This is a genomic window from Terriglobus sp. RCC_193 (assembly GCF_041355105.1).
Taxonomy (GTDB): domain Bacteria; phylum Acidobacteriota; class Terriglobia; order Terriglobales; family Acidobacteriaceae; genus Terriglobus.
Genome location: NZ_JBFUPK010000001.1, coordinates 117,639 through 138,514, shown reverse-complemented (window position 1 = coordinate 138,514; position 20,876 = coordinate 117,639). Strand labels below are relative to the sequence as shown.

At 56.6% G+C, this 20,876-nt stretch carries 17 protein-coding genes; 7 read left to right on the top strand and 10 right to left on the bottom strand.

Annotated features, from left to right (window positions below):
* Nucleotides 1-24: 24 nt before the first annotated feature.
* The 4 genes from AB6729_RS00585 to AB6729_RS00570 all read right to left on the bottom strand — a co-directional run bounded on the left by AB6729_RS00585 (nucleotide 25) and on the right by AB6729_RS00570 (nucleotide 5,003).
* Nucleotides 25-1,425 (bottom strand): lipopolysaccharide biosynthesis protein, encoded by a 1,401-nt coding sequence (locus AB6729_RS00585; RefSeq protein ID WP_371079618.1) that lies wholly within the window; start codon nucleotides 1,423-1,425, stop codon nucleotides 25-27.
* The gene (locus AB6729_RS00580) at nucleotides 1,415-2,947 is read right to left on the bottom strand and encodes a glycoside hydrolase family 44 protein (protein WP_371079617.1); all 1,533 of its coding nucleotides are present in this window, start codon (nucleotides 2,945-2,947) and stop codon (nucleotides 1,415-1,417) included. The genes AB6729_RS00585 and AB6729_RS00580 overlap by 11 nt, the downstream gene beginning before the upstream one ends.
* Before the next feature lie 68 nt (nucleotides 2,948-3,015).
* Nucleotides 3,016-4,305, bottom strand: coding sequence for a hypothetical protein (locus AB6729_RS00575; RefSeq protein ID WP_371079616.1), 1,290 nt, complete (start codon nucleotides 4,303-4,305; stop codon nucleotides 3,016-3,018).
* A 14-nt stretch (nucleotides 4,306-4,319) separates the two neighbouring features.
* Nucleotides 4,320-5,003 (bottom strand): polysaccharide biosynthesis/export family protein, encoded by a 684-nt coding sequence (locus tag AB6729_RS00570; RefSeq protein ID WP_371081167.1) that lies wholly within the window; start codon nucleotides 5,001-5,003, stop codon nucleotides 4,320-4,322.
* Nucleotides 5,004-5,225: 222 nt separating this feature from the next.
* On the opposite strand from AB6729_RS00570, the gene AB6729_RS00565 reads away from it, so the two are divergent.
* Nucleotides 5,226-7,256 (top strand): hypothetical protein, encoded by a 2,031-nt coding sequence (locus tag AB6729_RS00565; protein ID WP_371079615.1) that lies wholly within the window; start codon nucleotides 5,226-5,228, stop codon nucleotides 7,254-7,256.
* Nucleotides 7,253-8,239, top strand: coding sequence for a DUF6492 family protein (locus AB6729_RS00560; RefSeq protein ID WP_371079614.1), 987 nt, complete (start codon nucleotides 7,253-7,255; stop codon nucleotides 8,237-8,239). The genes AB6729_RS00565 and AB6729_RS00560 overlap by 4 nt, the downstream gene beginning before the upstream one ends.
* Before the next feature lie 67 nt (nucleotides 8,240-8,306).
* Here AB6729_RS00560 and AB6729_RS00555 read toward each other — a convergent pair whose 3' ends face one another.
* The 3 genes from AB6729_RS00555 to AB6729_RS00545 all read right to left on the bottom strand — a co-directional run bounded on the left by AB6729_RS00555 (nucleotide 8,307) and on the right by AB6729_RS00545 (nucleotide 11,051).
* Complete coding sequence (locus tag AB6729_RS00555) at nucleotides 8,307-9,185, bottom strand: hypothetical protein (protein WP_371079613.1); 879 nt, start codon at nucleotides 9,183-9,185, stop codon at nucleotides 8,307-8,309.
* A 92-nt stretch (nucleotides 9,186-9,277) separates the two neighbouring features.
* Nucleotides 9,278-10,072: a hypothetical protein gene (locus AB6729_RS00550; protein WP_371079612.1), complete on the bottom strand. Its 795-nt coding sequence runs from the start codon at nucleotides 10,070-10,072 to the stop codon at nucleotides 9,278-9,280.
* 76 nt (nucleotides 10,073-10,148) lie between these two features.
* A complete protein-coding gene (locus AB6729_RS00545; RefSeq protein ID WP_371079611.1) occupies nucleotides 10,149-11,051 on the bottom strand; it encodes a deoxyribonuclease IV in 903 nt (300 codons plus the stop codon).
* Nucleotides 11,052-11,095: 44 nt separating this feature from the next.
* On the opposite strand from AB6729_RS00545, the gene AB6729_RS00540 reads away from it, so the two are divergent.
* Entirely contained in the window at nucleotides 11,096-11,287 is a 192-nt protein-coding gene (locus AB6729_RS00540) for a DUF6526 family protein (RefSeq protein ID WP_371079610.1), read from the top strand.
* Between the two features lie 18 nt (nucleotides 11,288-11,305).
* Here the strand turns inward: AB6729_RS00540 and AB6729_RS00535 are convergent, their stop codons facing one another.
* The 3 genes from AB6729_RS00535 to AB6729_RS00525 all read right to left on the bottom strand — a co-directional run bounded on the left by AB6729_RS00535 (nucleotide 11,306) and on the right by AB6729_RS00525 (nucleotide 14,018).
* Entirely contained in the window at nucleotides 11,306-12,460 is a 1,155-nt protein-coding gene (locus AB6729_RS00535) for a sulfite reductase flavoprotein subunit alpha (RefSeq protein WP_371079609.1), read from the bottom strand.
* A gap of 57 nt (nucleotides 12,461-12,517) precedes the next feature.
* Entirely contained in the window at nucleotides 12,518-13,027 is a 510-nt protein-coding gene (locus tag AB6729_RS00530; protein WP_371079608.1) for a hypothetical protein, read from the bottom strand.
* Between the two features lie 91 nt (nucleotides 13,028-13,118).
* Nucleotides 13,119-14,018 carry a LysR substrate-binding domain-containing protein gene (locus AB6729_RS00525; protein WP_371079607.1) on the bottom strand — a complete coding sequence of 300 codons (900 nt, stop codon included), beginning with the start codon at nucleotides 14,016-14,018 and terminating at the stop codon, nucleotides 13,119-13,121.
* Nucleotides 14,019-14,138: 120 nt separating this feature from the next.
* On the opposite strand from AB6729_RS00525, the gene AB6729_RS00520 reads away from it, so the two are divergent.
* From AB6729_RS00520 to AB6729_RS00505, 4 genes are all read left to right on the top strand, one after another.
* The gene (locus tag AB6729_RS00520) at nucleotides 14,139-17,330 is read left to right on the top strand and encodes an efflux RND transporter permease subunit (protein WP_371079606.1); all 3,192 of its coding nucleotides are present in this window, start codon (nucleotides 14,139-14,141) and stop codon (nucleotides 17,328-17,330) included.
* Nucleotides 17,327-18,595 (top strand): efflux RND transporter periplasmic adaptor subunit, encoded by a 1,269-nt coding sequence (locus tag AB6729_RS00515; protein ID WP_371079605.1) that lies wholly within the window; start codon nucleotides 17,327-17,329, stop codon nucleotides 18,593-18,595. The genes AB6729_RS00520 and AB6729_RS00515 overlap by 4 nt, the downstream gene beginning before the upstream one ends.
* Entirely contained in the window at nucleotides 18,595-20,064 is a 1,470-nt protein-coding gene (locus AB6729_RS00510; RefSeq protein WP_371079604.1) for an efflux transporter outer membrane subunit, read from the top strand. The genes AB6729_RS00515 and AB6729_RS00510 overlap by 1 nt, the downstream gene beginning before the upstream one ends.
* Before the next feature lie 127 nt (nucleotides 20,065-20,191).
* Nucleotides 20,192-20,860 carry a TetR family transcriptional regulator gene (locus AB6729_RS00505; protein WP_371079603.1) on the top strand — a complete coding sequence of 223 codons (669 nt, stop codon included), beginning with the start codon at nucleotides 20,192-20,194 and terminating at the stop codon, nucleotides 20,858-20,860.
* Nucleotides 20,861-20,876: the final 16 nt, after the last annotated feature.

The following is a 20,876-nucleotide window of genomic DNA, read 5'->3' as shown; positions in this document are numbered from 1 at the left end:
TGCGTTCCCAAAGCGGAATCGCTGTTAGACATTGCTGGTGTCGGTGATATCTTCATCAATCGGTGCGTCTTCAGGAGTGGCTGGGCTAAGTCGTTGACGAAGCTGTAAACGACCATCCTGAAGAACATTCCAAAGAGGCATAAGACCCAGGTCATGCTTCGCGGCAAAGCTGACTCCAATGGCATTCACCAGCATGGCAAGCGCCGTTCCTGCCGCAGCTCCTGCATCCGTGAAATGCGGTGTGAGCACACCCAAACCCAGTAGAAGAACAGTCATGGAAACAGCATTGATCTTCAGCAGGGTGCGGGCGTGGCCCGTCATACCCAGCAGTTCCGGAACGCCCGCGCACAGGATAAGAGAAAACTGACCAAGCAGAAGGATGCGCATGGCCGGAGCTGCTGGTGCGTAACCCGCTCCGAAACGGCTGAGGAAGAACACCGGATTGATCGCAAGGAAAAGCGTGGGCAGCACAGAGAGAACAACCGTTACACCAACCGTCTGCTGCGCAACGCGGCGCAGCGTTGCACGATCACCACGCGCAGACGCAGCAGCAAACTGCGGCGAAGCGACAGCAGCCATTGCGGAAACCAGCAGGTTCAACAGAAGCACAATGCGCCACACCACAGCGTAGCGGGCAACCTCTGTCGTGGAGGCCGCGATGCCAAGGATGAAAGGCGGAGCGGAAGAAATCGCAAGTTGCAGAAGCTCCGCACTGAATAACTGCACACCGAGACGTGACAGTGAAGGCACATCCAGCGCCTGATGTTCCGCATGTCGCACTGGCAACACACGCAACATGAGCGCCACGCCAAAGACCGCATTCAAAAGCATGGCTGCCACAATCAGCAGCAGTGTGCGATTGACATCCAGATGAAACACGAGTGCACCGGCGCAGAAGATCGCCGGCCACAACCACTGATAGATCATCTGGCTGGTGGCCACACGGCCCAGACCTGCCAGCACACCGGCTGCTGCATTGGCGATGTTCTGCGGGAAGATGGAGATCGCACCAATCGCCAGCGGAATCGCCATTGCTGGTTTGTGCAGGAGGTATAAGGCGATCGGTTTCGCGAGCAATACCAAGGCCAGAGTAATCAGTGCGGAGTTCAGTAGCGTGAGGCGCATGCCGCGCCATGCGATACGACGCGCGGTGCTGGGAAGATCGCGCCCCAACGCAGCAGCGACTTCACGCGTCATCGCACGGTCCACGCCCAGCCGCCCCAGTCCTGAGGCCATGGTCATGACGCTGAAGACAATGTAGAACGCGCCCACATCCTCAATACCAAGACGCAAGGCGATGAGAAAATGCAGGCCGTAGCGCGTAGGTAAATCCAACAGGCGCGTGCTTGCCGTGGCCAGCGTACGGGTAAGGGCACCGGCGCGTGACGCAGAGGAGTTGGAAGGTTCGCGAGTATCAGCTGCCATGTCCATGCACAACGAACAGAGTAATGCTTTGCGCGGGAAGAACGGATGAAATTACGCCGTTGCGGTACCCGGTTGGCAAAGAAGTCGATAACTTGCCTAACGAAAGTGTGTGCGTCTCCACTGTGCCGGAGTCTGGCATACTACGCAGTGAAACATGAATATTTGCAGCTTCGTGGAGTTGTTTATTGATGACCATCACTGTAATAGCGTGGTCTGCATTGCGTTCCGCGGCAAATGCGCTGATGGTATCCGGGTCGGGCGCGGATGCTGCAATGCTCACATCGCCAAAGCTGCCGCTGCGGCCGTCGTAGTTGCGATACATCTGCATAGCGAAGAAGGTCGGTGAACCATCCGGCGGTGCGATCCAGCGCGTTGCCAGCGAAAGGCCTTCGCGTCCGAAGATGCCAAGAACATCCGCCTGCGCGGTGGCACCGTTCATGTGTTTGTCCGCGCCCCAGTTGTATTCGGTGATGGCAATGGGCGTTCCGCGGAAGTAATCGCGATCGACCATAGCACGCAGCGATGGGATCAGTGCGGTGTTGACAGGAATCCATGGAACATCGTGATAGTTCGCGTCCCACAGACCGCGCGTGGAGCGATTGCGCAGAAGTTGCATGGGTTCACTGACGTCGTCGCTGTACTGATTACTCTGTGGATAGTAATGCACACTCACCATGTCGACCGGATGCCCTGCGCCCTTCCATTTGCGGAGCAGCCACGGCAGCAAATCCATACCGCCAGTTTCGCGGACACGATCGGGAGTAGCGGTTCCCTTTGAGGACTGAAGCTGAATATCGAAACCACTGTTGAGTGTGCCAATGGGCGACCACTCTTCCGGGCCAACAATCTTTGCAGCAGGATCGGCCCTGTGAATCGCATCAGCGAGAGCCAATGTTTTCGCCAATAGCTCCGAGGCATGTACGCCTTCGGGATGCACATCGCGGCGATTTTCATGCCAGAGCGATGGCTCATTGCCCAAGAGGTAGTAGCGCGTTTCACCAGTGCGGCGATTCTTCAACAGCGACCGCACCCATGTGGCTTCGCGCGCGGGTGTATCTGGCTGCATAGCATCGTTGGAATCGTTATGAATGATGCTGCCATCGAGCCGGATGCCGTTGCCGGCTTCGGTCATTCCCTGTGCGTCCGTGGATTTCTGCAGGCCGTATTTCGCAATGGAGTAGCTGGACAGACGTGCGTGATTCGGACCAAGCTTCGCCACCCACCCCATCATGGGGATGGTGATCATACTGTCGGCACCGGCACCTTGCGTGAGTGCGACAAAGTCTTCGCCATACTGCGCAAGTATGTCTGCCTTGTTTGAGGGATAGCTTTCGTAGAACCAGTTATTGCCCGCGTTACGCGCGCCGGATTGGTAATCGTAGACCTCGGCTGCCGCGCCGCCGAGTCGATTCACCGGCGCGCGCAGAAGCTGAAGCTGCCTGGTGGTGCCGAAGTTTACGCCATAGATGAGTGGACTGATGGGATGGCGATTGCGGCTGGCATCCACGGTAATGTTCGTCACGCGCGGTGCATTCTGCTGTCCATAGCAAGTTGTGCACAGAGAAGCGCTGAGAATAAGCGGCAAAGTTCTCATGGATATCGGAACCTTGGGTCGTTCGCGCCATAACGGGCGCTTTCATGCACCAGAATGGCGAGGATCATAGCGAATTCGCCGGGCGCCATGGTGAGTGGATAACCGGTGGAGATGAGGATGGCGTAGATGAGGTAATCCTGCAACGATCCGAGAAAGGCTCCCTGGCGCGAAGCGCGAACGTAGCGCGATTCCCATAGGCCACGCACGGGAAGCATCAGAAGAAGCACCGCGCCGATGAGCCCGAATTCAAACGTGATGCCAAGCCAGGTGATGTCCGCAAGAAAAAACGAATGATTGAAATAGCGGATGAAACCAGTGGTATCCAGCGGAGTAATAGAGCCGACACCGATCATCCATCGCAGGGGATCGCTACCAAGAAAGGCGATGGCTTTTTCAATCGTTCCATTGCGAATATCAAATCCAGCCTGTGCGCCGGTATCGAAAGTGGACGCAACGTAAGGCACCGACAGCAGTGCAGCAGCAGCAAAGGGTAACAAAGCGAGAATGAGGATGCGCGTCTTCGGTTTGGAGAAGCGCAGCATGTTCATCGCAAACACCAGCGATAGACCCAACACAGCAGCGCGCATGCGAATCAGTCCCATCACCGCGGCAAAGCCCGCAATGGTCGCCAGCAGCCACCACACCTTCTTCTCTGCGAAGAAACGGCGGAAGCAGTAGAAGATACCAATGGTGCCGAAGAGAAACGGCATACGGATGCGGTTGCCGCGGCTGTCGTGGCTGAACATTGGTGCGTCCCCAGCTTTATGCAGCACTTCATACACGGACTGCGGCACGAAAATCCATAACAGGATCAATAACGTGAAGAGCAACAAGCCCCAGTAAAGAAAACCCTTTGCAATTTCGCTGGAGGTGGGCTTCACCAGCCGCAGAAACCCGGTAAAGGAAAAGAAGTACAGGATAGGCAACAGCTTCACTTGTGAGGTGAGCCCAAGGAAGAAATTCTGTTGGAAGGAGAAGACCGCCGTGAAGCTGGGTACGAGAAACAAATACAACAGCGAGAGCAGAATCTGCCGTGAGCCGCGCGGCGCAGGGCCATCTTTCATGGCGAAGAAGCACAGCGGCAGCGTAAGGATGGGGAACGCCTTGGACAGCGCCCACATGGGCGGCAGGATTTTCAGATAGTGGAAGACTTCGCCGAAGAGCGGCAGCACTGTAAACAACAGCAGAAAATACGGCCAGCGGACGGGCAGTTCATCCGGTGAATCGATGGCGACAACGGGCAAATGGAATGTCTTCTGCGTGCGCTGTAGAACGAACGCAGGCACCCGTTGCTGCTGGATCACTTGGCCACCGTGGTCACGGGATAGTTGCCAAAGCTGTAGCCCAGGCTGCGGCTGAAGGGGATCGTCTTATTGATGTATTCGTCGACCCACATGTCCACTTCCGTGATCTTGCTACGGGGGACAAACACCACATCGCGCGGTTCCAGCGTGGCGATGGCGGCATTAGGACGCCCCTTGGTGTAGTCCTTCACGCTGACATAGAAAACATTCGCGTGATTGTCCGATGTGCGGCGAATGATAGCCACCTGCCCCGTACGAGCCGTGTCCATCATGCCGCCGGCGGCGATGATGGCCTGCAAAACATCCATACCCGATGCCAGTTGGATGGCGCCGGGTGACTTCACCTGGCCTCCCACATAGACCGTCGTGCCATAACGAACGATAGTGATATCCGGAACAGCGTTAGCGGCAATCCCTGCGTCGCGCAGCGCGTTAGCAATAACAGAAGCGGCCTGTGTGGACGTATCGCCTGCCAGCAGAACATTGCCCAGGAGCGGAATGGGAACACGGCCATCCGGACCGACAGGGCCTACGTGATTCAGTTCGGCATTGTTGGGAAAGTTGATGGAAAGTTCATCGCCGGGGGCGAGGCGATATTCCTCCAGGATGTAATGTGCCGGAGGTGCGGAAGCAGCCTGCGGTGATGCGGCAGGTGTCTGGCCAGAAGCCGCGAGGGACATCCACACACACAAAAGAGCTGCAAAACGGCAGAAGATGCGCCTGTTTTTCCGTAGATAAACCGGGACCATTTCTGCCCTCCACATCTCTCATCCAGAGTGATGTTGAGTGTTATTATTGCCTAAATAATGGTGCAGGTCACGAGAGAAGCACAGACAGGGCGTTCCAGCGGAGATGCCCGTATGCCTCTCTACTTTTCCGGGAAAAATACGAAGCGGTTTTGAGTGACGACAATTCTTAACCCGACTCCTTCGGTCAACATTCCGCCTCCCACCCCGGGGCTGCGTTCCCCATCCCTCCGCGATCTACTGAATATTGCGTTTTACTATCGCCGCCTGGCATTCCTGCTGGCGACGGTACTGTTGTTGATCGGCGTGCTGGTGGCGTTATTGCTGCCCCCGTCCTACATGGCGCGCGCACGCCTGCTGGCACTAAACGGCGGTGTGTACGACCTGCAGTCCGGCGGCATTCCAAATGCGCGTTCGCTTACGGCACCTCCCGCAGCAGACGTGGAACAACAGCTTCTGGAGAGTGCGGAGCTACACCGCGACGTGATCCGCCGCGAATTGGGCGCACGTGTTTCGTCTGATGTCTTCGATAAGCGCCTGACGGAATTTGAAAGCCATCTGAAAGTCTCCAAGCTGGAAACCGGCGATGTGATTGAAGTAACGTATCGCGACCGCGATCCACAGCGTGCAGCCGCTGCGCTGAAGACTCTGCTGGCCGTGTACTTTGAGGAGCGCTCGGAGATTCTTACCTCAGGCCGCGTGGCATTCCTGACCCAGCAGCGCGACAACATTCGTGCACAACTGGACGCCGCGAACGGGCAGATTGAAGCCTATGAGAAGCAGCATGGCGTGGTGGATGTGAAAGGCCAGATTGACTCCGCCGTGCAGTTGGACGGGCAGTTGCGACAGCGCATGGCAGAGGCCGAAACAGCGGTTGCCGATGCGCGGCGCACTGTGGATGTATTGCAGAGCAACGCATCGCGCGTGCCGCAGGAAGTGGAGCTGTACCGTGACAACACGGAAGCAGCGCGCACTATTGGCACTATGGAGGCGGACCTGTTCAAGCTCCATGCAAAGCGTGCGGACCTGATGTCGCGCTATCTGCCGACTTCTCCCTTTGTCACACAGGTGGATGCGCAGATTGCGCAGTTGGAAACGTCAATTGAGCAGCAGAAGAAACAGGTCTCCGTGGCGACGCGCGTGGGCTACAACAATTTCAAAGATCAGATCAATGGCCAGCTTTCGCAGGCGCAGGCTACGCTTGCCGGAGCGCAGGGACGTTACACCGTATTACAGACACAGGTAGCCGCATCGCAGGGAAAGCTGAAGGATCTTGTCAGCGTGAACGACACTCTGGCACGCCTTACTTCGCAGCGCGATCTGCTGGCGGAGACGGCAAAAAACTATGCCGAGCAGGTGGAGAAGGCGCGCGTTGAACAGAATCAGACGATGACCTCTGGCACAACGAACGTGCGCATGATCGAAACGCCCACGGTACCGCGCAAACGCACAAATTCGCGACTGCTGTTCATCGCAGCCGCCATCGTCGCTTCCCTTCTGATCACGATTGTCGTAATTGTGGTCGCATCCAGCATGCGCGAGACGTTCCTTTCACCGGATGAGGCAGAACGCAGCCTGCGTCTGCCGGTGCTCTCCGACATTGCGCGACGGAGCGCTCCGGAACAGACAGCAAGGCGCGCGTTTGGCCGCCTGATTGCCGCAGCCGATTCCGTTCCCACCGGTGGTCAGGGCAAAGCAATTCTTCTGCTGACCGCGCAGAACGAAGGCGGCATGAGCCTCGTCGCACGAGGATTGACAGAGGCACTGGAACCGCGGTCGCCGGGGCGCGTGGCGCTGGTGCGCATGGAGGAAAATGGCGACACACCGATCGAAGGCTCATCGCTGGCGTTGCGTCCTTTGACGAAGGATGCAGTGATCACCGTGGGCATGACCATGACACGATCGCGCCTGATCAATCTCTTCCACGAACTGCGTTCCACCTACGACTACATTGTGGTGACAGCGCCACCCGCCTATCAGTGGTTTGAAAGCCTGGAATTGACCACCGTCGCCGATCTGACGGTGCTGATCCTGGCTGCAGAAGTCACACGCAAGCCCGTTGCCGAAACGATCCTGTCGCAGGCCAGCTACATCGGCGGCAACGTCGATGGGCTGGTGATGACGGGTCGCAAATACTATATCCCCGGCTGGCTTTATCGCCTGCTGCTGGGACGAGGGACAGCATGAAGTTGAGCGCCGTAATGCCGCTGAAAACCACCGGACGGCACTACGCCGACAATATTCCCCGTTGCGACATTCTCTTCTCTTCCCTGCGGCATTTCTCCACGCCGGATATCTTTGACCGCTTCCTGATCGTTGTTCCTCACGATGAAGTGGAAGCCGCGAAGAAATACTCCCAGGCATGGAGCGACTTCCCGATTGAGATCGTGGACGAGAGCGAACACTTTGGCGTGTTTCAGGAATTCAACCAGCGCCACCAGATTCGCAACTGGCACCGGCAGCAGATCATCAAGCTGTACGGCTCGGAACTGATCAACACAGAATACTTTCTCGTCTTTGATCCGGACACATTTGCCACGCATCCGTTCACCCTGGACACATTACTGCCCGGTGGCAAGGCGCTAACGCATATGCAGTCACGCAAGATCGAGGAAACTTTCTGGAAATCGTCTGCAGAGTTGCTTCAGCAGAATCCGCATCTCGAAGAAGATGGCATTTGGCTGACGCCGGTAACACTCTCCGCAACGCTGTGCCGCAGTCTGCACAAGCGATTGGAGGAGATGTTCGGCATTCCGTGGATGAAGGTATTGCTGCAGCGCTATGCCATGGATTGGACCGAGTACACGCTGTACTGGCTGAACGCGGAGCAGCAGGGATTGATTGACCAATTCCACGCGTTTCCACAGCCAGGCGATGTGGAACTGCATACCAGTCAAAGCATCTGGCGCGCCGGGACAGGCGGCGAGAATCTGCAGAAGTGGAATGCGGCGAAACACTTCTCGCCGGACGACAAAGGCATCTTCGCGGTAATTCAGAGCAACACGGGCCTGAACATTGACCAGATTACGAAGAAGCTGGAGCCATACATGCCTATCCAGCGTCAGCCCTATGACCGGCAAATTGACCTCAAGCTGAAAATTGCAGAGACATACTCCGCGATTGTGCGCCAGGTGATGAAGAGGACTGGTGGAGCATTGGGCGGCCGCTGATTTAAGTTCTCAATGGAAATAGGAAGGGGACGGTTGCCCGTCCCTTTTCCTATTGTTACTGACGTATTTACATCCCTGCCGGAGGGGCCGGGGGTGGATTGTCGCCTCCGCGACGCGGGCCTCCGGGACCTCCGAAGCCACGACGTCCGAAGCCACGATCCGACGCAGCCTGCACGGTGTAGCCGGCCGGCACCTGGAACAGAGCCACAGCCGGTTCCGCCTTGGTGAGACCGCTGACCGTCATGGTATCTGTGCCGCGGAATGGATTCACGTCTGAACGGCTGAGTTCCACCTTCAGGTCCTGCGAGAACCATTCCTCATGCGTGGTGACGATGGGTGCAGTGTTGCCCATCGTATTTGCGGGAATGGTGCGGGTGATGCGCTTGCCCGTGGCCACGACACCGCCAATCGTCTTGCTGCCCAGATCGGTGGTGGCAACGTTCTTGTTATCACGAGGTCCGCGATGAAGACCGCCCTGCGCGTTGTCATCTGCAGGCGGCTGCGGCGGCATACCGGGTCCACGACGTCCTGGCCCACGATCACCGCTTGGCTGGGGAATGGCGCGCACAACAGCGATTTTCTTTTCCGTACGAAGCGTTGTGATGGTTTTCGCGACGGGGTCAAAGATGGTGATCATCGTATGCGGTTGCGTGTCCGCACCATGCGCGGGGAAGGTGATCTCTTCACGAGTACGGCCCAGCGAATCGCGCGAAACAGTGCGCGTAACAGTGTGTGTCAGCGTGGTGCCATCCTGCAGCTTCTCCGTCGCCGTGGTGATGAAAGAAGCGGAATACGGTGCATTCGTTACCGGCTGATGTCCAAAGCGGAAGCCCATAGGACCGGGACCTCCGGGAGCAAACGGGTGGACACCCGGCCCGGAAGGTCCCTGGGCCAGGACCGGCAGCGCGGCCAGCAAAACCGAAGCGGAAAGCAGATGCAGTTTCATAGTTCGAGCTCCTGAAGTAGGACGGTCTGATAACTAAAGACGAGGATGCGTGTAGAAAGTGGCACAGGACAGGGAGAAATTTTTCACTCTGCCTACTGCGACTGGTTTTGCTTGCGTTCCGTATAGTCCGGCGGAGGCTGAAAAACGTTTGCTGCGGGGTCCGCAAAGGTGGCAGACTCCAGCAGCATCGTCTGTGTTCCCGTGCGCGGATCGTCATTCACATTCCGCACCAGCATGCCACCGCTTCCCACGGACATGCAGTTCTCTCGCGTAATGACGATGGGCCGGTCATTGCCGAAGAAATTCACCGGATAGGTTTCCGTCGTCCGATGTGACTTACAGGAAATCCCCTGCACCGTATCAAAACCAAGGTCTTCATTCTTGACCTCCGGGCGCATCTCCGCCACTACACCTGTCTGACTCACAGGCACAGCACCGCCGGACACCATCCCTCCGGCCATGCCGGTAACAACTCCGGTTCCCAAAGACGATGGCCCAGCGACAACGCCCGATGACGGTGGGGTTGCAGGCAACGTTCGCAGACCAGGATTCTGCGCAGACCGATGCATTTCGAAACGAATGTACGTGTGCGGCACATTCTTCCCTTCGTCTTCCTGATAGAAGTACGTCACGCCGGCGATTGGGTCCACAATACTCACGCTACGCGTGATGGAACGCCCCGGCATCTGCACCTCATTCTCATTCCGAGTGCGACCATACGCATCGCGAATCATTACGGTATGTGTGGCACGCATAATATGCGTGCCGTCCGCCAGCGTCTGCTGCGTCGTATGGATATAGGCGAACGTACCTGGCTGGTGCTGCGCGGATGCCGCAACCACAGCAGAAGAAGAGAACAATGCAACGACAAACAAGCGGGACAGCATAAGACACGCCTTTCCCTTGCGGTGAGGCGATTCTAAGCAAGGCGCAAATGAAGCTGCAACGCCAATTTGCGCTGGCCTACACGGCAGCCAGAGTGCGCAGGATGCTGACGTTGCGAAGTGTGTCGCCGGGCTCGTCTACCGGCGTTTCTGCGATGAAGGCGCAATGAGCAAAGCGTGGATCACGCAGAATACGGCGGAACGGCTCTGGACCGATAGTGCCGTCGCCGATGTGTTCGTGGCGATCAAGTTTGCTGCCCTGCGGTGCCTTCGCGTCATTGCAGTGCCACACCTTCACACGCTTTGTACCGAAGCTTTCTTCAATCAGCGCCACCGTTTCTTCATAGCCTACCGCGGTAACGATGTCATATCCCGCAACATGCGTGTGGCAGGTGTCCAGGCAGACATCAACCGAAGCGCAACGGTCCAGCATGTGCAGCAGGTCAGCCACCTGATCGAGTTTGCCGCCCATGCTGAACTCGCTTCCTGCCGTGTTCTCGATGAGGATCCGGAGTTGCGAGCTCTGGCAGTCAAGACCATCGATGGCGCGTTCGATATTCTCCGCCGCATGCTGCAGTGCTTCAGCGCGTGTCAGGCCCTTCCATGAACCGGGATGGAAGACGAGAAAATCTGCACCTAGCGCGAGCGCACGCTCCACTTCACCGCGAAAGGCTGCGGTTGAGTTCTTTCGCACCTCTTCGCTCTGTGAACAGAGATTGATCAGGTACGACGCATGAATCGTCAGTGGCGAGATATTGTGTTGCGCGCGCAGTGTGCGCATCTTTTCCGCATCAGCAGCACTCACAACGGAAGGCTTCCACTGTCGCGGTGACGACGAAAAAATCTGGAAACAGTTGGCGCCGCAGTCGACCGCACGCTGCACGGCCGTCCAGGTGCCACCGCTGGTGGAAAGGTGAATGCCGATGCGTCGGGGAGTATTCAAAGAAGCCACATTTTCATGGTAGCGGACAAGGCAGGCCATGCGAGACTGTGGGTGCTTCTTAAGAACCAATTCAGAAGGAACGAATGATGCCTGCACCGCAGAATTACCAGAATCACGGACGCTTCGACCCGAAATTTCACCTCTTCACAGTCCCTTTGATTCTGCTGTGCTTCATCGCATCTCTGTTTCATCTGTGGAAGGAGCACACGCCAGCGAATGTATATTTTACGCCTACGAGAAAGAGAAAAGGCACCCTTTACGGGGTGCCTTTCTGATTGTGTCTATGCTCAAACTTAGTACACGTCGAGTTGATAACGCTTCTGCTTCTTAAGGTCGTTCAGATATTCCTGTGCGTGTTCCGGGCTGCAGTCCTTACCGTCGGCAATCGTGTCGAGCAGGGTCTGTTCCACGTCCTTGGCCATGCGTGAAGCATCGCCGCAAACGTAGAAGTACGCACCGCGTTCCAGCCACGACCACAACTCTTTCTGGTTCTCGCGCATACGATCCTGCACATAGATCTTTTTCGTCTGATCGCGTGAGAAAGCAGTGTCCAGACGAGTCAATGTGCCGTCCTTCAACATGCCCTGAAACTCCTGCTTGTAGAGGAAATCCGATGCTTCGCGCTGCTCGCCAAAGAAGAGCCAGTTATTGCCCTGGTGGCCGTGCGCCTGGCGATGCTGCAGAAAGGAACGGAACGGAGCCACACCGGTTCCCGGCCCCACCATGATGACGGGGGTTTCCGTGTCTTCCGGCAGACGGAAGTTCGCGTTGGCATGCAGGAAGATGGGCATGATGGCGCCCTCATCAGCACGCTCGCCCAGGTGACCGGAGCACAGGCCCTGACGGTCCCTGTTATGCGTGTGGTAACGCACCACGCGCACCGTGGTGTGCACGGCATCAGGATGCTTCGCCTGCGAAGACGCGATGGAATACATGCGCGGCGTCAGGCGCTGCAACACAGTGAAAAGCTGCTGCGGATCGGTGATACCACCGGGGTGTTCCGTAATGAGATCGAGGAATTCACGTCCCCAGACATACTCTTCGGCACGCGATTTATTGTCTTGTCCGGCAAGCGACTTCAGGAAGTCCAGGCCGGGAACAGACTCCGGTGCAATCTTGGCGTAGCTGTTCACGCTACCGCGGGTCAGCTTGCCAATGTGCAGCTTGGTACGCAGCGCATTGTCCAGCGTATCTTCTTTCTTGAAGAAGTCGAGGACCTTCTCGTCGCCCTTGAAGTTGAGCGCCTTCAGAACAGCTTCCACTTCGCTGTCGCGGTTGGTGGGCTGGATTCCGACAGCGTCGCCGGGCGTGTAGGCCATGCCCTCTTCCAACGCCAGTTCAATGTGACGGGTTTCTTTCTCGGAGTCGCGGTCCGTCAACACCTGGTTGACCAGCATCTTCGATTCGTAAGGGCTATTGCGTGTGTATTTCTGCGTATCAGTGCTCATCGTGGTGACTTATAGGTTATCATGCCGACCACTTCAGTCCGCATTCCAACAGGCGATTTATAGCCTGAAGACGATTCCCGTGGAAAGTGCGACGGGATGGCCGCCGGTATTTCCGGAATACCCGTTGTAAGCGACTTCCAGTGCACGCCAGTCAATGTGCGGCAGCAGCGTGTACTCCACACCGCCGTTGATCTGGTATTGGAAATTGGTGGAGCTGGAGCCATTGCTGACGATACCGACGCCGCCTAGAGCCTCACCATAAACCTTGATGGGGATAACGTGCGGCACGATGGAGGCGCGGATGCCACCCAGGCCGCTGGAGAATTGCGCATTGCCGTTCTTCAGGATGGAGCCGCGCACATCGTATCCGATGTGCACCAGCGCAAGACTGTGCCGATCCTGATAGATGCCGAAGGTCGGACCCCAGAAGTAACCATTGCCGCTCGTCAGGTCATTCGACTGCCCTGTGACCTGCGCGTAAATCGCTGTCTGCGCATGCGCCTTAGCACCGCAGATGATGGAAAAGATGGAAAGTGCAACAGTGGCGGCAACGTGACGAAGGCGCATGGGGAAGTCCTCTCTTCTTAAAGCTTATGTATGTAGACGCCGACAAGAGCACACACGGTCACTGCGGAATCACCACAGTAAACCTGTCGGCCTATAAACGGCCGGTACGGACATGCTCCTTCGCCATCTCGCGGAAGTTACGAAGCAGAACACGGTCGCGCCGTGCCGCCCAGCAGACGCAGAGTTCCACAAATGCGTTTTGTTGCTTGAGCGGAACGAAGGCGAGGTCGCGAAAACCGATCTGCTGCCGGTTATAGGGCAGGATCGAAACGCCTTCTCCTGATTGCACCATGAGAATGACACTGCTCCATACCGTAGAGACACTAGCGATCTCCGGTGTGAACCCGGCTGTCATACAAAGTTCAATGACCTTGTCATAGACACTGGGCGATGTGCCGCGAGACGAGACGACAAAGCGCTCACCCGAGAGATCCTTCACATCCAGCCGCTTCGCCGATGCGCGGGGGTGGTTAAGCGGCAGAATTGCCACCATCGGGTCATGCTGGATGACTTCATAGCGGATGTCGCGGCGCATCTGCGGCTCCGGTACACGTGTGAATGCGAGATCGATCCGGCCATCCTGCAGAGCGCGCCACTGCTCCGCAACGTGCATCTCCATGAGCGTTAGTTCCACACCCGGGTGCGTGTCGCGAAAATTCCGAATGAGCGCAGGAAAGCCATCACCTACACCACCGGCAAAAAAACCGATGCGAAGCGTCCCCACCTGGCCGCGTTCGGCGCGTTGTGCCTCCAGGACGGCGGTACGGCTCGTCTCCAGCACACGTTGCGCATGTTCCAGAAATATCTTGCCGGGTTCTGTTAAAGCCGTTCGTCGATGACCCCGTTCCAACAGTCGCACACCAACCTCGTCCTCCAGATCAGCCATCTGCTCGCTGATAGCAGACTGGGAGACATGTAGATGAGCCGCTGCCCGGCTGAAGCTTTGCTGCTCTGCTACGGCCACAAGGTAACGCAGGTGTCGGAGTTCCATTCCTGCATGCTATCGGTTTTTCCGATAGTTATGCACGGAAGAAACCACGTGCAAATCCAGTGGTCGGGGAATCTGATAGTACAGAAGGCCGCATCTGCGGCCCGCGAGGATAACCACCGGATGTGGATCGTCAAGGTTGCGCTAACCCGCCCCTACACCTTTATCGTGCTGGCGCTGCTGATCTTGCTGGCAGCGCCCATCATGATCCTGCGCACCCCCACGGACATCTTTCCGAACATCAACATCCCGGTTATCTCGATTGGTTTCACCTATACGGGCCTGAATCCGGAAGAAGTAGAAGGACGGCTCACCACGCCGTATGAAAAGGCGTTGACGACGCTGGTGGACAACATCCAGCACACGGAATCCACCAGCTATAACGGATATGCCGTAATCCGCGTCTTCCTGCAACCCGGCGCCTCACTTGACACCGCCAATGCCCAGGTCACGGCAGCATCGCAATATGAGCTTCGCCAGTTGCCGCCGGGCATTCTGCCCCCGCAGATTATTAACTTCTCCGCATCAAGCGTTCCCATCGTTCAGATTGGCGTTTCCGGGCAAGGCATGTCCGAAGCACAACTGAACGACTACGCCACGAACTTCGTACGCACACAGTTTGTTACCGTGCCTGGTTCGGTTGTGCCATTGCCCTATGGTGGCAAGCTGCGTCAGATAACCATTTCCATGGACCAGTCGGCAATGCAATCCAAAGGCATTGCGCCGGGTGATCTGCTGGCGGCGCTCTCGCAACAAAATGTGATCACACCTTCAGGAACCATCAAAATTGGTTCCACCGAATATGACGTGCGGCCAAATGGTGCACCACGCACCATTGAAGATCTGCAGGACCTACCGATCAAGCAGGCCAATGGCAACACCATCTTCCTCCGCGATGTGGCTACGGTGGCAGAAGGCTTCCAATTCCAGACGAACGTTGTGCGCCAGGACGGCACGCGCGGTGTTCTGATCAGCGTGTTGAAGAACGGTAACTCGTCCACGCTGGATGTTGTGAAAGGCATTCGTGAATCGCTGCCACGCGTGAAGACCACCCTACCGCCACAGCTACAGTTGACGCCACTGGGCGATCAGTCGGTGTTTGTACGCGCCGCCGTGGAAGGCGTGATCCGTGAAGCCATCATCGCCGCGGTTCTCACGGCCATCATGATCCTTGTCTTCCTGGGAAGCTGGCGGTCCACAGTTATCATTGCCGTCTCGATCCCTCTATCGATTCTGACTTCGGTCATTGTGCTGGGGCTGATCGGCGAAACCATCAACACCATGACGCTGGGCGGACTGGCACTGGCCGTCGGCATCCTGGTGGACGACGCCACCGTCACCATTGAAAATATTGAGCGTTATCTGGAAGACGGCTACCCTCTGCTGGAAGCGATTGAACAAGGTGCTGCGCAGATTTCTGTTCCCGCACTTGTCTCCACGTTGTGCATCTGCATCGTGTTCCTGCCCATGTTCTTCCTGAGCGGCGTGTCACGCTTCCTGTTTGTGCCGCTGGCTGAGGCGGTGGTGTTTGCCATGCTGGCAAGCTACGTCCTTAGCCGTACATTGGTTCCCACGCTTGCGATGTACCTGCTGAAGGACCATGTACACGGCGAACATGAAAATGGCTTCTTCGCACGCTTCCAGCGAGGCTTCAATACTCGCTTTGACAAGGTGCGCGATGCCTACGATGGCATGTTGCGTCGCCTGATTGCAGCTCGCAAAGCTTTTGTTCCTGTGTTTCTTGGCATCTGCCTCTGCTGCATGCTGCTGATTCCCTTCCTTGGGCAGGATTTCTTCCCGGATACCGACAGCGGCCAGTTCACTTTGCATGTGCGTGCTCCAACAGGCACGCGCATTGAAGAAGTGGCCAACCTGTTTGACCAGGTGGAGAGCCAGATTCGCAAGACCATTCCATCCGATGAGATGTCTGGAGTTTTGGACAACATTGGTATGCCGTATTCGTCGATGAATACACAGCATCTGACAAATGGCACCATCAGTGCAGGCGATGGTGACATCTTCGTCACACTGAAGGAAGATCACCATCCCACCGCAAAGTACATCGAGACGTTGCGCCGCGACCTGCCCAAAATGTTCCCGCAAGCAACGTTCTACATGTTGCCCGCAGACATCACCACGCAGATTCTGAACTTTGGTATTCCCGCTCCAATCGACATTCAGATTGAAGGCAACAACATTGCAGCCAGCAAGGCGCAGGCAGACAAGATCCTGGCTCAACTGCGCGAGGTTCCGGGTTTGACAGACCTTCGCATTCAGCAGCCTTTTAACGGCCCCACACTGAGCGTTGATGTAGACCGTACCAAGGCATTGCAGGGGGGCTTCACTCCGCGCGACGTTTCGCAAAGTTTGCTGAACACCCTGAGTGGCTCATTCCAGGTAACACCCATGTTCTTTCTGAACTGGAAGAACGGCGTGAACTACAACATGGCCGCACAGACCCCGCAATACAAGATGGACACGGTGCAGGATCTACAGAATGTTCCGATTAACCGCAGCACCTCCATTGCAGCCGGCACTGGAAATGGACAGCCTGCCATTCTCAGTGACATGGCTACGGTGAAACGCGGCACAGAAATGACCGTGGTGAATCACTACAACATCCGTCGCGTGGTGGATATCTATGGCAGCGTTCAGAATCGCGACCTGGGCGCCGTGAGCCGCGATATTGAAAGGATTCTTGCAAAGGACCGCAAGGATCTTCCTCGCGGCACATACATTACGCTGAAGGGCCAGGTAGAGACGATGCGCAGTTCCTACATTGGCCTGGTGGGCGGTCTGATCTTCTCTATCGTGCTGGTTTATCTGCTGATCGTGGTGAACTTCCAGAGCTGGGTAGATCCATTCATCATCATCACCGCGTTACCAGCTGCACTTGCAGGCATCATTCTCTTTCTCTTCCTTACCGGAACGCGATTGAGCGTTCCGGCACTGATGGGCGCCATTATGTGTATGGGTGTGGCCACGGCGAACTCCATCCTTGTGGTTTCATTTGCCAAGCAACAACTTGAAGAACACGGTGACGCCCTGCGCGCAGCCATTGAAGCTGGTGCAACACGCTTCCGACCTGTATTGATGACTGCACTAGCCATGATCATCGGCATGGTTCCCATGGCCCTGGGGATGGGCGATGGCGGGGAGCAGAACGCACCGCTTGGACGCGCTGTGATCGGTGGCCTGCTGTGTGCTACCTGCGCCACTTTGATCTTTGTTCCTACCGTCTTCGCATTGATTCACGGTCGCAAAAAATCTAATCCCCAGCGCAACCAGACGCAGCTGGCAGAGGTGCATGCATGAGTGAGCAGAACCACATCGTAGACGCAGAGACCGTGAACGATGAACGCAGCGATGTGAAGCACGTGCATACCGATGTCGTTCCCGCGCATGAGGAAGCCCATGCGGACCACCACATCGACAGCCCGGGCAGCATGCGTTCTATTGGCATCCTTTTTGCGCTGGCCATACTGGCAGCCATTGGCTATGGCATTTATTCACGCCGCTCCCACGAGTCCACACTTCAGGAAACCACAGCGCAGGAATCGATTCCGCATGTAGTCGTAACGCATGCATCCGTCGGTTCGAAGAGCGGCATGTTGACCCTTCCCGGCAGCGTTTCCGCTTTCATTGAAACGCCCATATACTCCCGCACGAATGGCTATCTGAAAAAGTGGTATTTCGACATTGGTGCGCATGTAAAGCAGGGGCAACTGTTGGCCATAATTGAAACGCCGGAGGTGGATCAGCAGTTGATTCAGTCGCGTGCGGAACTGGAACGCCAGGAAGCGAATGCGCAGCTTGCAGGAACCACCAGTGACCGCTGGCAGAGCCTGCTGGCCAAACATGCCGTCTCGCAACAGGAAGCCGATCAGGCCCGCAGCAACTACATTGCAGCACAGGCCGCCGTGGATGCCAGCAAGGCCAATGTGAAGCGACTGGAAGAACTGCAGAGCTACGAGAAGATCATTGCCCCGTTCAGCGGCGTTATTACGGCACGCAACACGGATATTGGGGATCTGATTAACGCGGGATCCGCTGCAGCAAATCCACGTGAACTATTTCACCTGGCGGATACCAGCAAGATGCGTGTGTACGCAGCAATCCCTGAGCTTTATGCGGACCGCATACGCAATGGCGGCGTTGCAAGAATCACCCAGGACAGTAGCCCGGGGCAGGTTATTACCGGCAACATTGTCCGTAACTCCAGCGCGATTGACCGTACCAGCCGAACGTTGAATGTGGAAGTGGATATCGAGAACCGCGACAACGTATTGCGTCCCGGTGCATATGTATTCGTTCATTTCGATCTTCCCGGGGCTACAGGAACATTCACGATTCCCAGCAATACAATGCTCTTCCGCGCGCAGGGCGCACAGGTGGCCGTGGTGAAGGATGACCGTGTGCAACTGAAGCAGATCAAGATTGGTCATGATTACGGTGACACTGTGGAGGTAGTCTCCGGCATCACGGCAGAGGATGCGCTCATACTCAGTCCGTCTGACTCGCTGGTAAACGGTGCACAGGTGCGCGTGGCCAGCACGGTTGCGCCGAAAGGGCTTGAGTAATGAAGAAACTGCCACTACTCAGTCTTGGACTGGCGGCGCTTACCTTGACTGGATGCCGCGTCGGTCCCACGTATCAGAAGCCTGTATCCATGGCACCGCCCGCTTTCAAAGAAACTCCACCTGCATCGTTCGGTGAAGCAGAGGGATGGAAAGTGGCACACCCCGCCGATGCACAACTGCGCGGCGACTGGTGGACGATGTTTGGGGATCCGCAACTCGATGCACTGGAAGCAAAAGTGGATGGTGCTAACCAGTCGCTGAAGGCCGCGGAAGCAAACTATCGCGCTGCACAGACCTATGTGAGTTTCTATCGCGCGAACAGAGCACCAACCGTTGGCGTTGCGCCCTTTCTGGGGACAACGCGGCAATCGACCAACCAGCCGTACTTCAACCAATCCAGTAGTTTCGCCAGTGCCAACGGAGTTGGTGACCTTTCGCTACCCTTTTCATTGAACTACGAGGTGGATCTATGGGGACGCATCCGACGTTCGATTGAGTCCGCTGGCGATCAAGCACAGGCCACTGCTGCAGATCGTGAAAATCTTCGGCTGTCTCTCCACGCAGAACTCGCACAGGACTACATGGACTTGCGCTCCGCCGATGCACAACAGAAGCTGCTGAGCGAAACGGTGCAGGCCTTCCAGCGTGCGTTGCAACTCACGCAGGACCGCTATGAAGGAGGCGCCGCGCCATTGAGCGATGTGTCGCAGGCGCGTACACAATTGCAATCTGCTCAGGTTCAGGAAACTGACGTAGAAGTGCAGCGTGCACGCCTGGAACATGCCATTGCCGTACTCACGGGACAAGCGCCTGCCAACGTGAGCATTCCACGTACACCTTTAACGATCACGCCGCCGGTGCTGCCGGTTGTACCGGGGATGCTGCCTTCGCAGCTACTGGAACGCAGGCCGGATATTGCCGCAGCAGAACGCCGTACGGCCTCAGCAAATGAGCAGATCGGGATTGCGCAGGCTGCGTTTTATCCCACGCTTTCCATCTCTGCAGTCGCAGGTTTCATGGGCACCTCTGCAGTGAACTGGTTTACGTGGCCTTCACGGTTCTTCTCAGTCGGCCCCACGTTCTCACAGACGTTGTATGACCACGGTCGCAGACGTTCTCTCACCGATATTGCACGCGATCAGTACGACAACACCGTTGCAAACTATCAGCAGACGACGCTGACTGCCTTTGCCCAGGTGGAAGACAATCTTGCTGCACTGCGCGAATTGCAAAAGGAAGCCTTACAGCAACACGACGCGACCGCATCCGCGCAACAATCACTTGATCTGTTCAATGTTCGTTATGAGGGTGGAGTGGACACGTATCTACAGGTAATCACCTGGCAGACCGCGCTGTTGCAGAACCAGCGGAACGACATCGATCTGCAGCGCCGGCAGCTGGATGCAACCGTGCTATTGGTGAAAGCATTGGGCGGTGGGTGGGACACCTCGCAGCTACCCAAGCCGTAATACCTCAAACAATCACCACCCATTAAAAGAGACATGGCAAATGCCATGTCCTTTTTTATAGAAGACACTAGTTTTCATTCGTGATATTTAATTGACACGAATCATGCATTCATGACAATTTAGTGCCATGAATACCGAGACGCGGAGCTATTCCAGCCCATTACGCCAGCAGCAGGCGGAAGAAACGCGGCATCGCATTGTGGAAGCGGCGCTTGCTTTGATCTCGGAAAAACCACAGAATGCCTTCTCGCATGAGGAAATCGCGACGCGCGCGGGAATTGCGCTGCGTACTGTGTATCGGCACTTCCCTTCTCGTACCGAACTGCTGGACGCGGTCTGGCAAACGAGTGACAGCCGATTGGAGTTGATCCACTATCCTGACACGGAAGCCGAACTGCTCGCCGCTGTGGAACCGGTTTATACGCGTATGGACGCGAACGCACCGCTCATCCGTGGGCTTTTGCGTTCGAACGCTGGACAGGAAATGCGCCGACGAGACAACGAACGTCGCCGGGCTGCAATGCAACGTGCTCTTGCGCCTGCGACTGCACATCTGGACGCATCCGGAAAGCGCGTTGTCCTGGGCATTTTTCAGGCCCTTTTCGGCGGCCGGGCATGGGAAACGATGCGAGACCGTGCACATCTGCAAGAAGGCGAGCCAGCACGCGCTACAGAATGGGCCATGCGCACCCTGCTGGCGCAGCTTTACCGCGATCAAGAAGTTTTGGCACGCGAGAGCCGGCTCTCAGCGAAGCCTGCAGCAAACAAAGCGGCAAAGAAAAGCAAACGCGTATGAACCGCAGGCCATACCG

What these genes read in the sequence shown, in the direction of transcription:
- AB6729_RS00560 (WP_371079614.1), top strand. Translation starts at nt 7,253, where the DNA reads ATGAAGTTGAGCGCCGTAATGCCGCTGAAAACCACCGGACGGCACTAC.
- AB6729_RS00505 (WP_371079603.1), top strand. Translation starts at nt 20,192, where the DNA reads ATGAATACCGAGACGCGGAGCTATTCCAGCCCATTACGCCAGCAGCAG.
- AB6729_RS00520 (WP_371079606.1), top strand. Translation starts at nt 14,139, where the DNA reads ATGTGGATCGTCAAGGTTGCGCTAACCCGCCCCTACACCTTTATCGTG.
- AB6729_RS00540 (WP_371079610.1), top strand. Translation starts at nt 11,096, where the DNA reads ATGATGCCTGCACCGCAGAATTACCAGAATCACGGACGCTTCGACCCG.
- AB6729_RS00530 (WP_371079608.1), bottom strand. Translation starts at nt 13,027, where the DNA reads ATGCGCCTTCGTCACGTTGCCGCCACTGTTGCACTTTCCATCTTTTCC.
- AB6729_RS00545 (WP_371079611.1), bottom strand. Translation starts at nt 11,051, where the DNA reads ATGGCCTGCCTTGTCCGCTACCATGAAAATGTGGCTTCTTTGAATACT.
- AB6729_RS00555 (WP_371079613.1), bottom strand. Translation starts at nt 9,185, where the DNA reads ATGAAACTGCATCTGCTTTCCGCTTCGGTTTTGCTGGCCGCGCTGCCG.
- AB6729_RS00535 (WP_371079609.1), bottom strand. Translation starts at nt 12,460, where the DNA reads ATGAGCACTGATACGCAGAAATACACACGCAATAGCCCTTACGAATCG.
- AB6729_RS00585 (WP_371079618.1), bottom strand. Translation starts at nt 1,425, where the DNA reads ATGGCAGCTGATACTCGCGAACCTTCCAACTCCTCTGCGTCACGCGCC.
- AB6729_RS00550 (WP_371079612.1), bottom strand. Translation starts at nt 10,072, where the DNA reads ATGCTGTCCCGCTTGTTTGTCGTTGCATTGTTCTCTTCTTCTGCTGTG.
- AB6729_RS00570 (WP_371081167.1), bottom strand. Translation starts at nt 5,003, where the DNA reads ATGTCCCTCGCGGCTTCTGGCCAGACACCTGCCGCATCACCGCAGGCT.
- AB6729_RS00515 (WP_371079605.1), top strand. Translation starts at nt 17,327, where the DNA reads ATGAGTGAGCAGAACCACATCGTAGACGCAGAGACCGTGAACGATGAA.
- AB6729_RS00510 (WP_371079604.1), top strand. Translation starts at nt 18,595, where the DNA reads ATGAAGAAACTGCCACTACTCAGTCTTGGACTGGCGGCGCTTACCTTG.
- AB6729_RS00525 (WP_371079607.1), bottom strand. Translation starts at nt 14,018, where the DNA reads ATGGAACTCCGACACCTGCGTTACCTTGTGGCCGTAGCAGAGCAGCAA.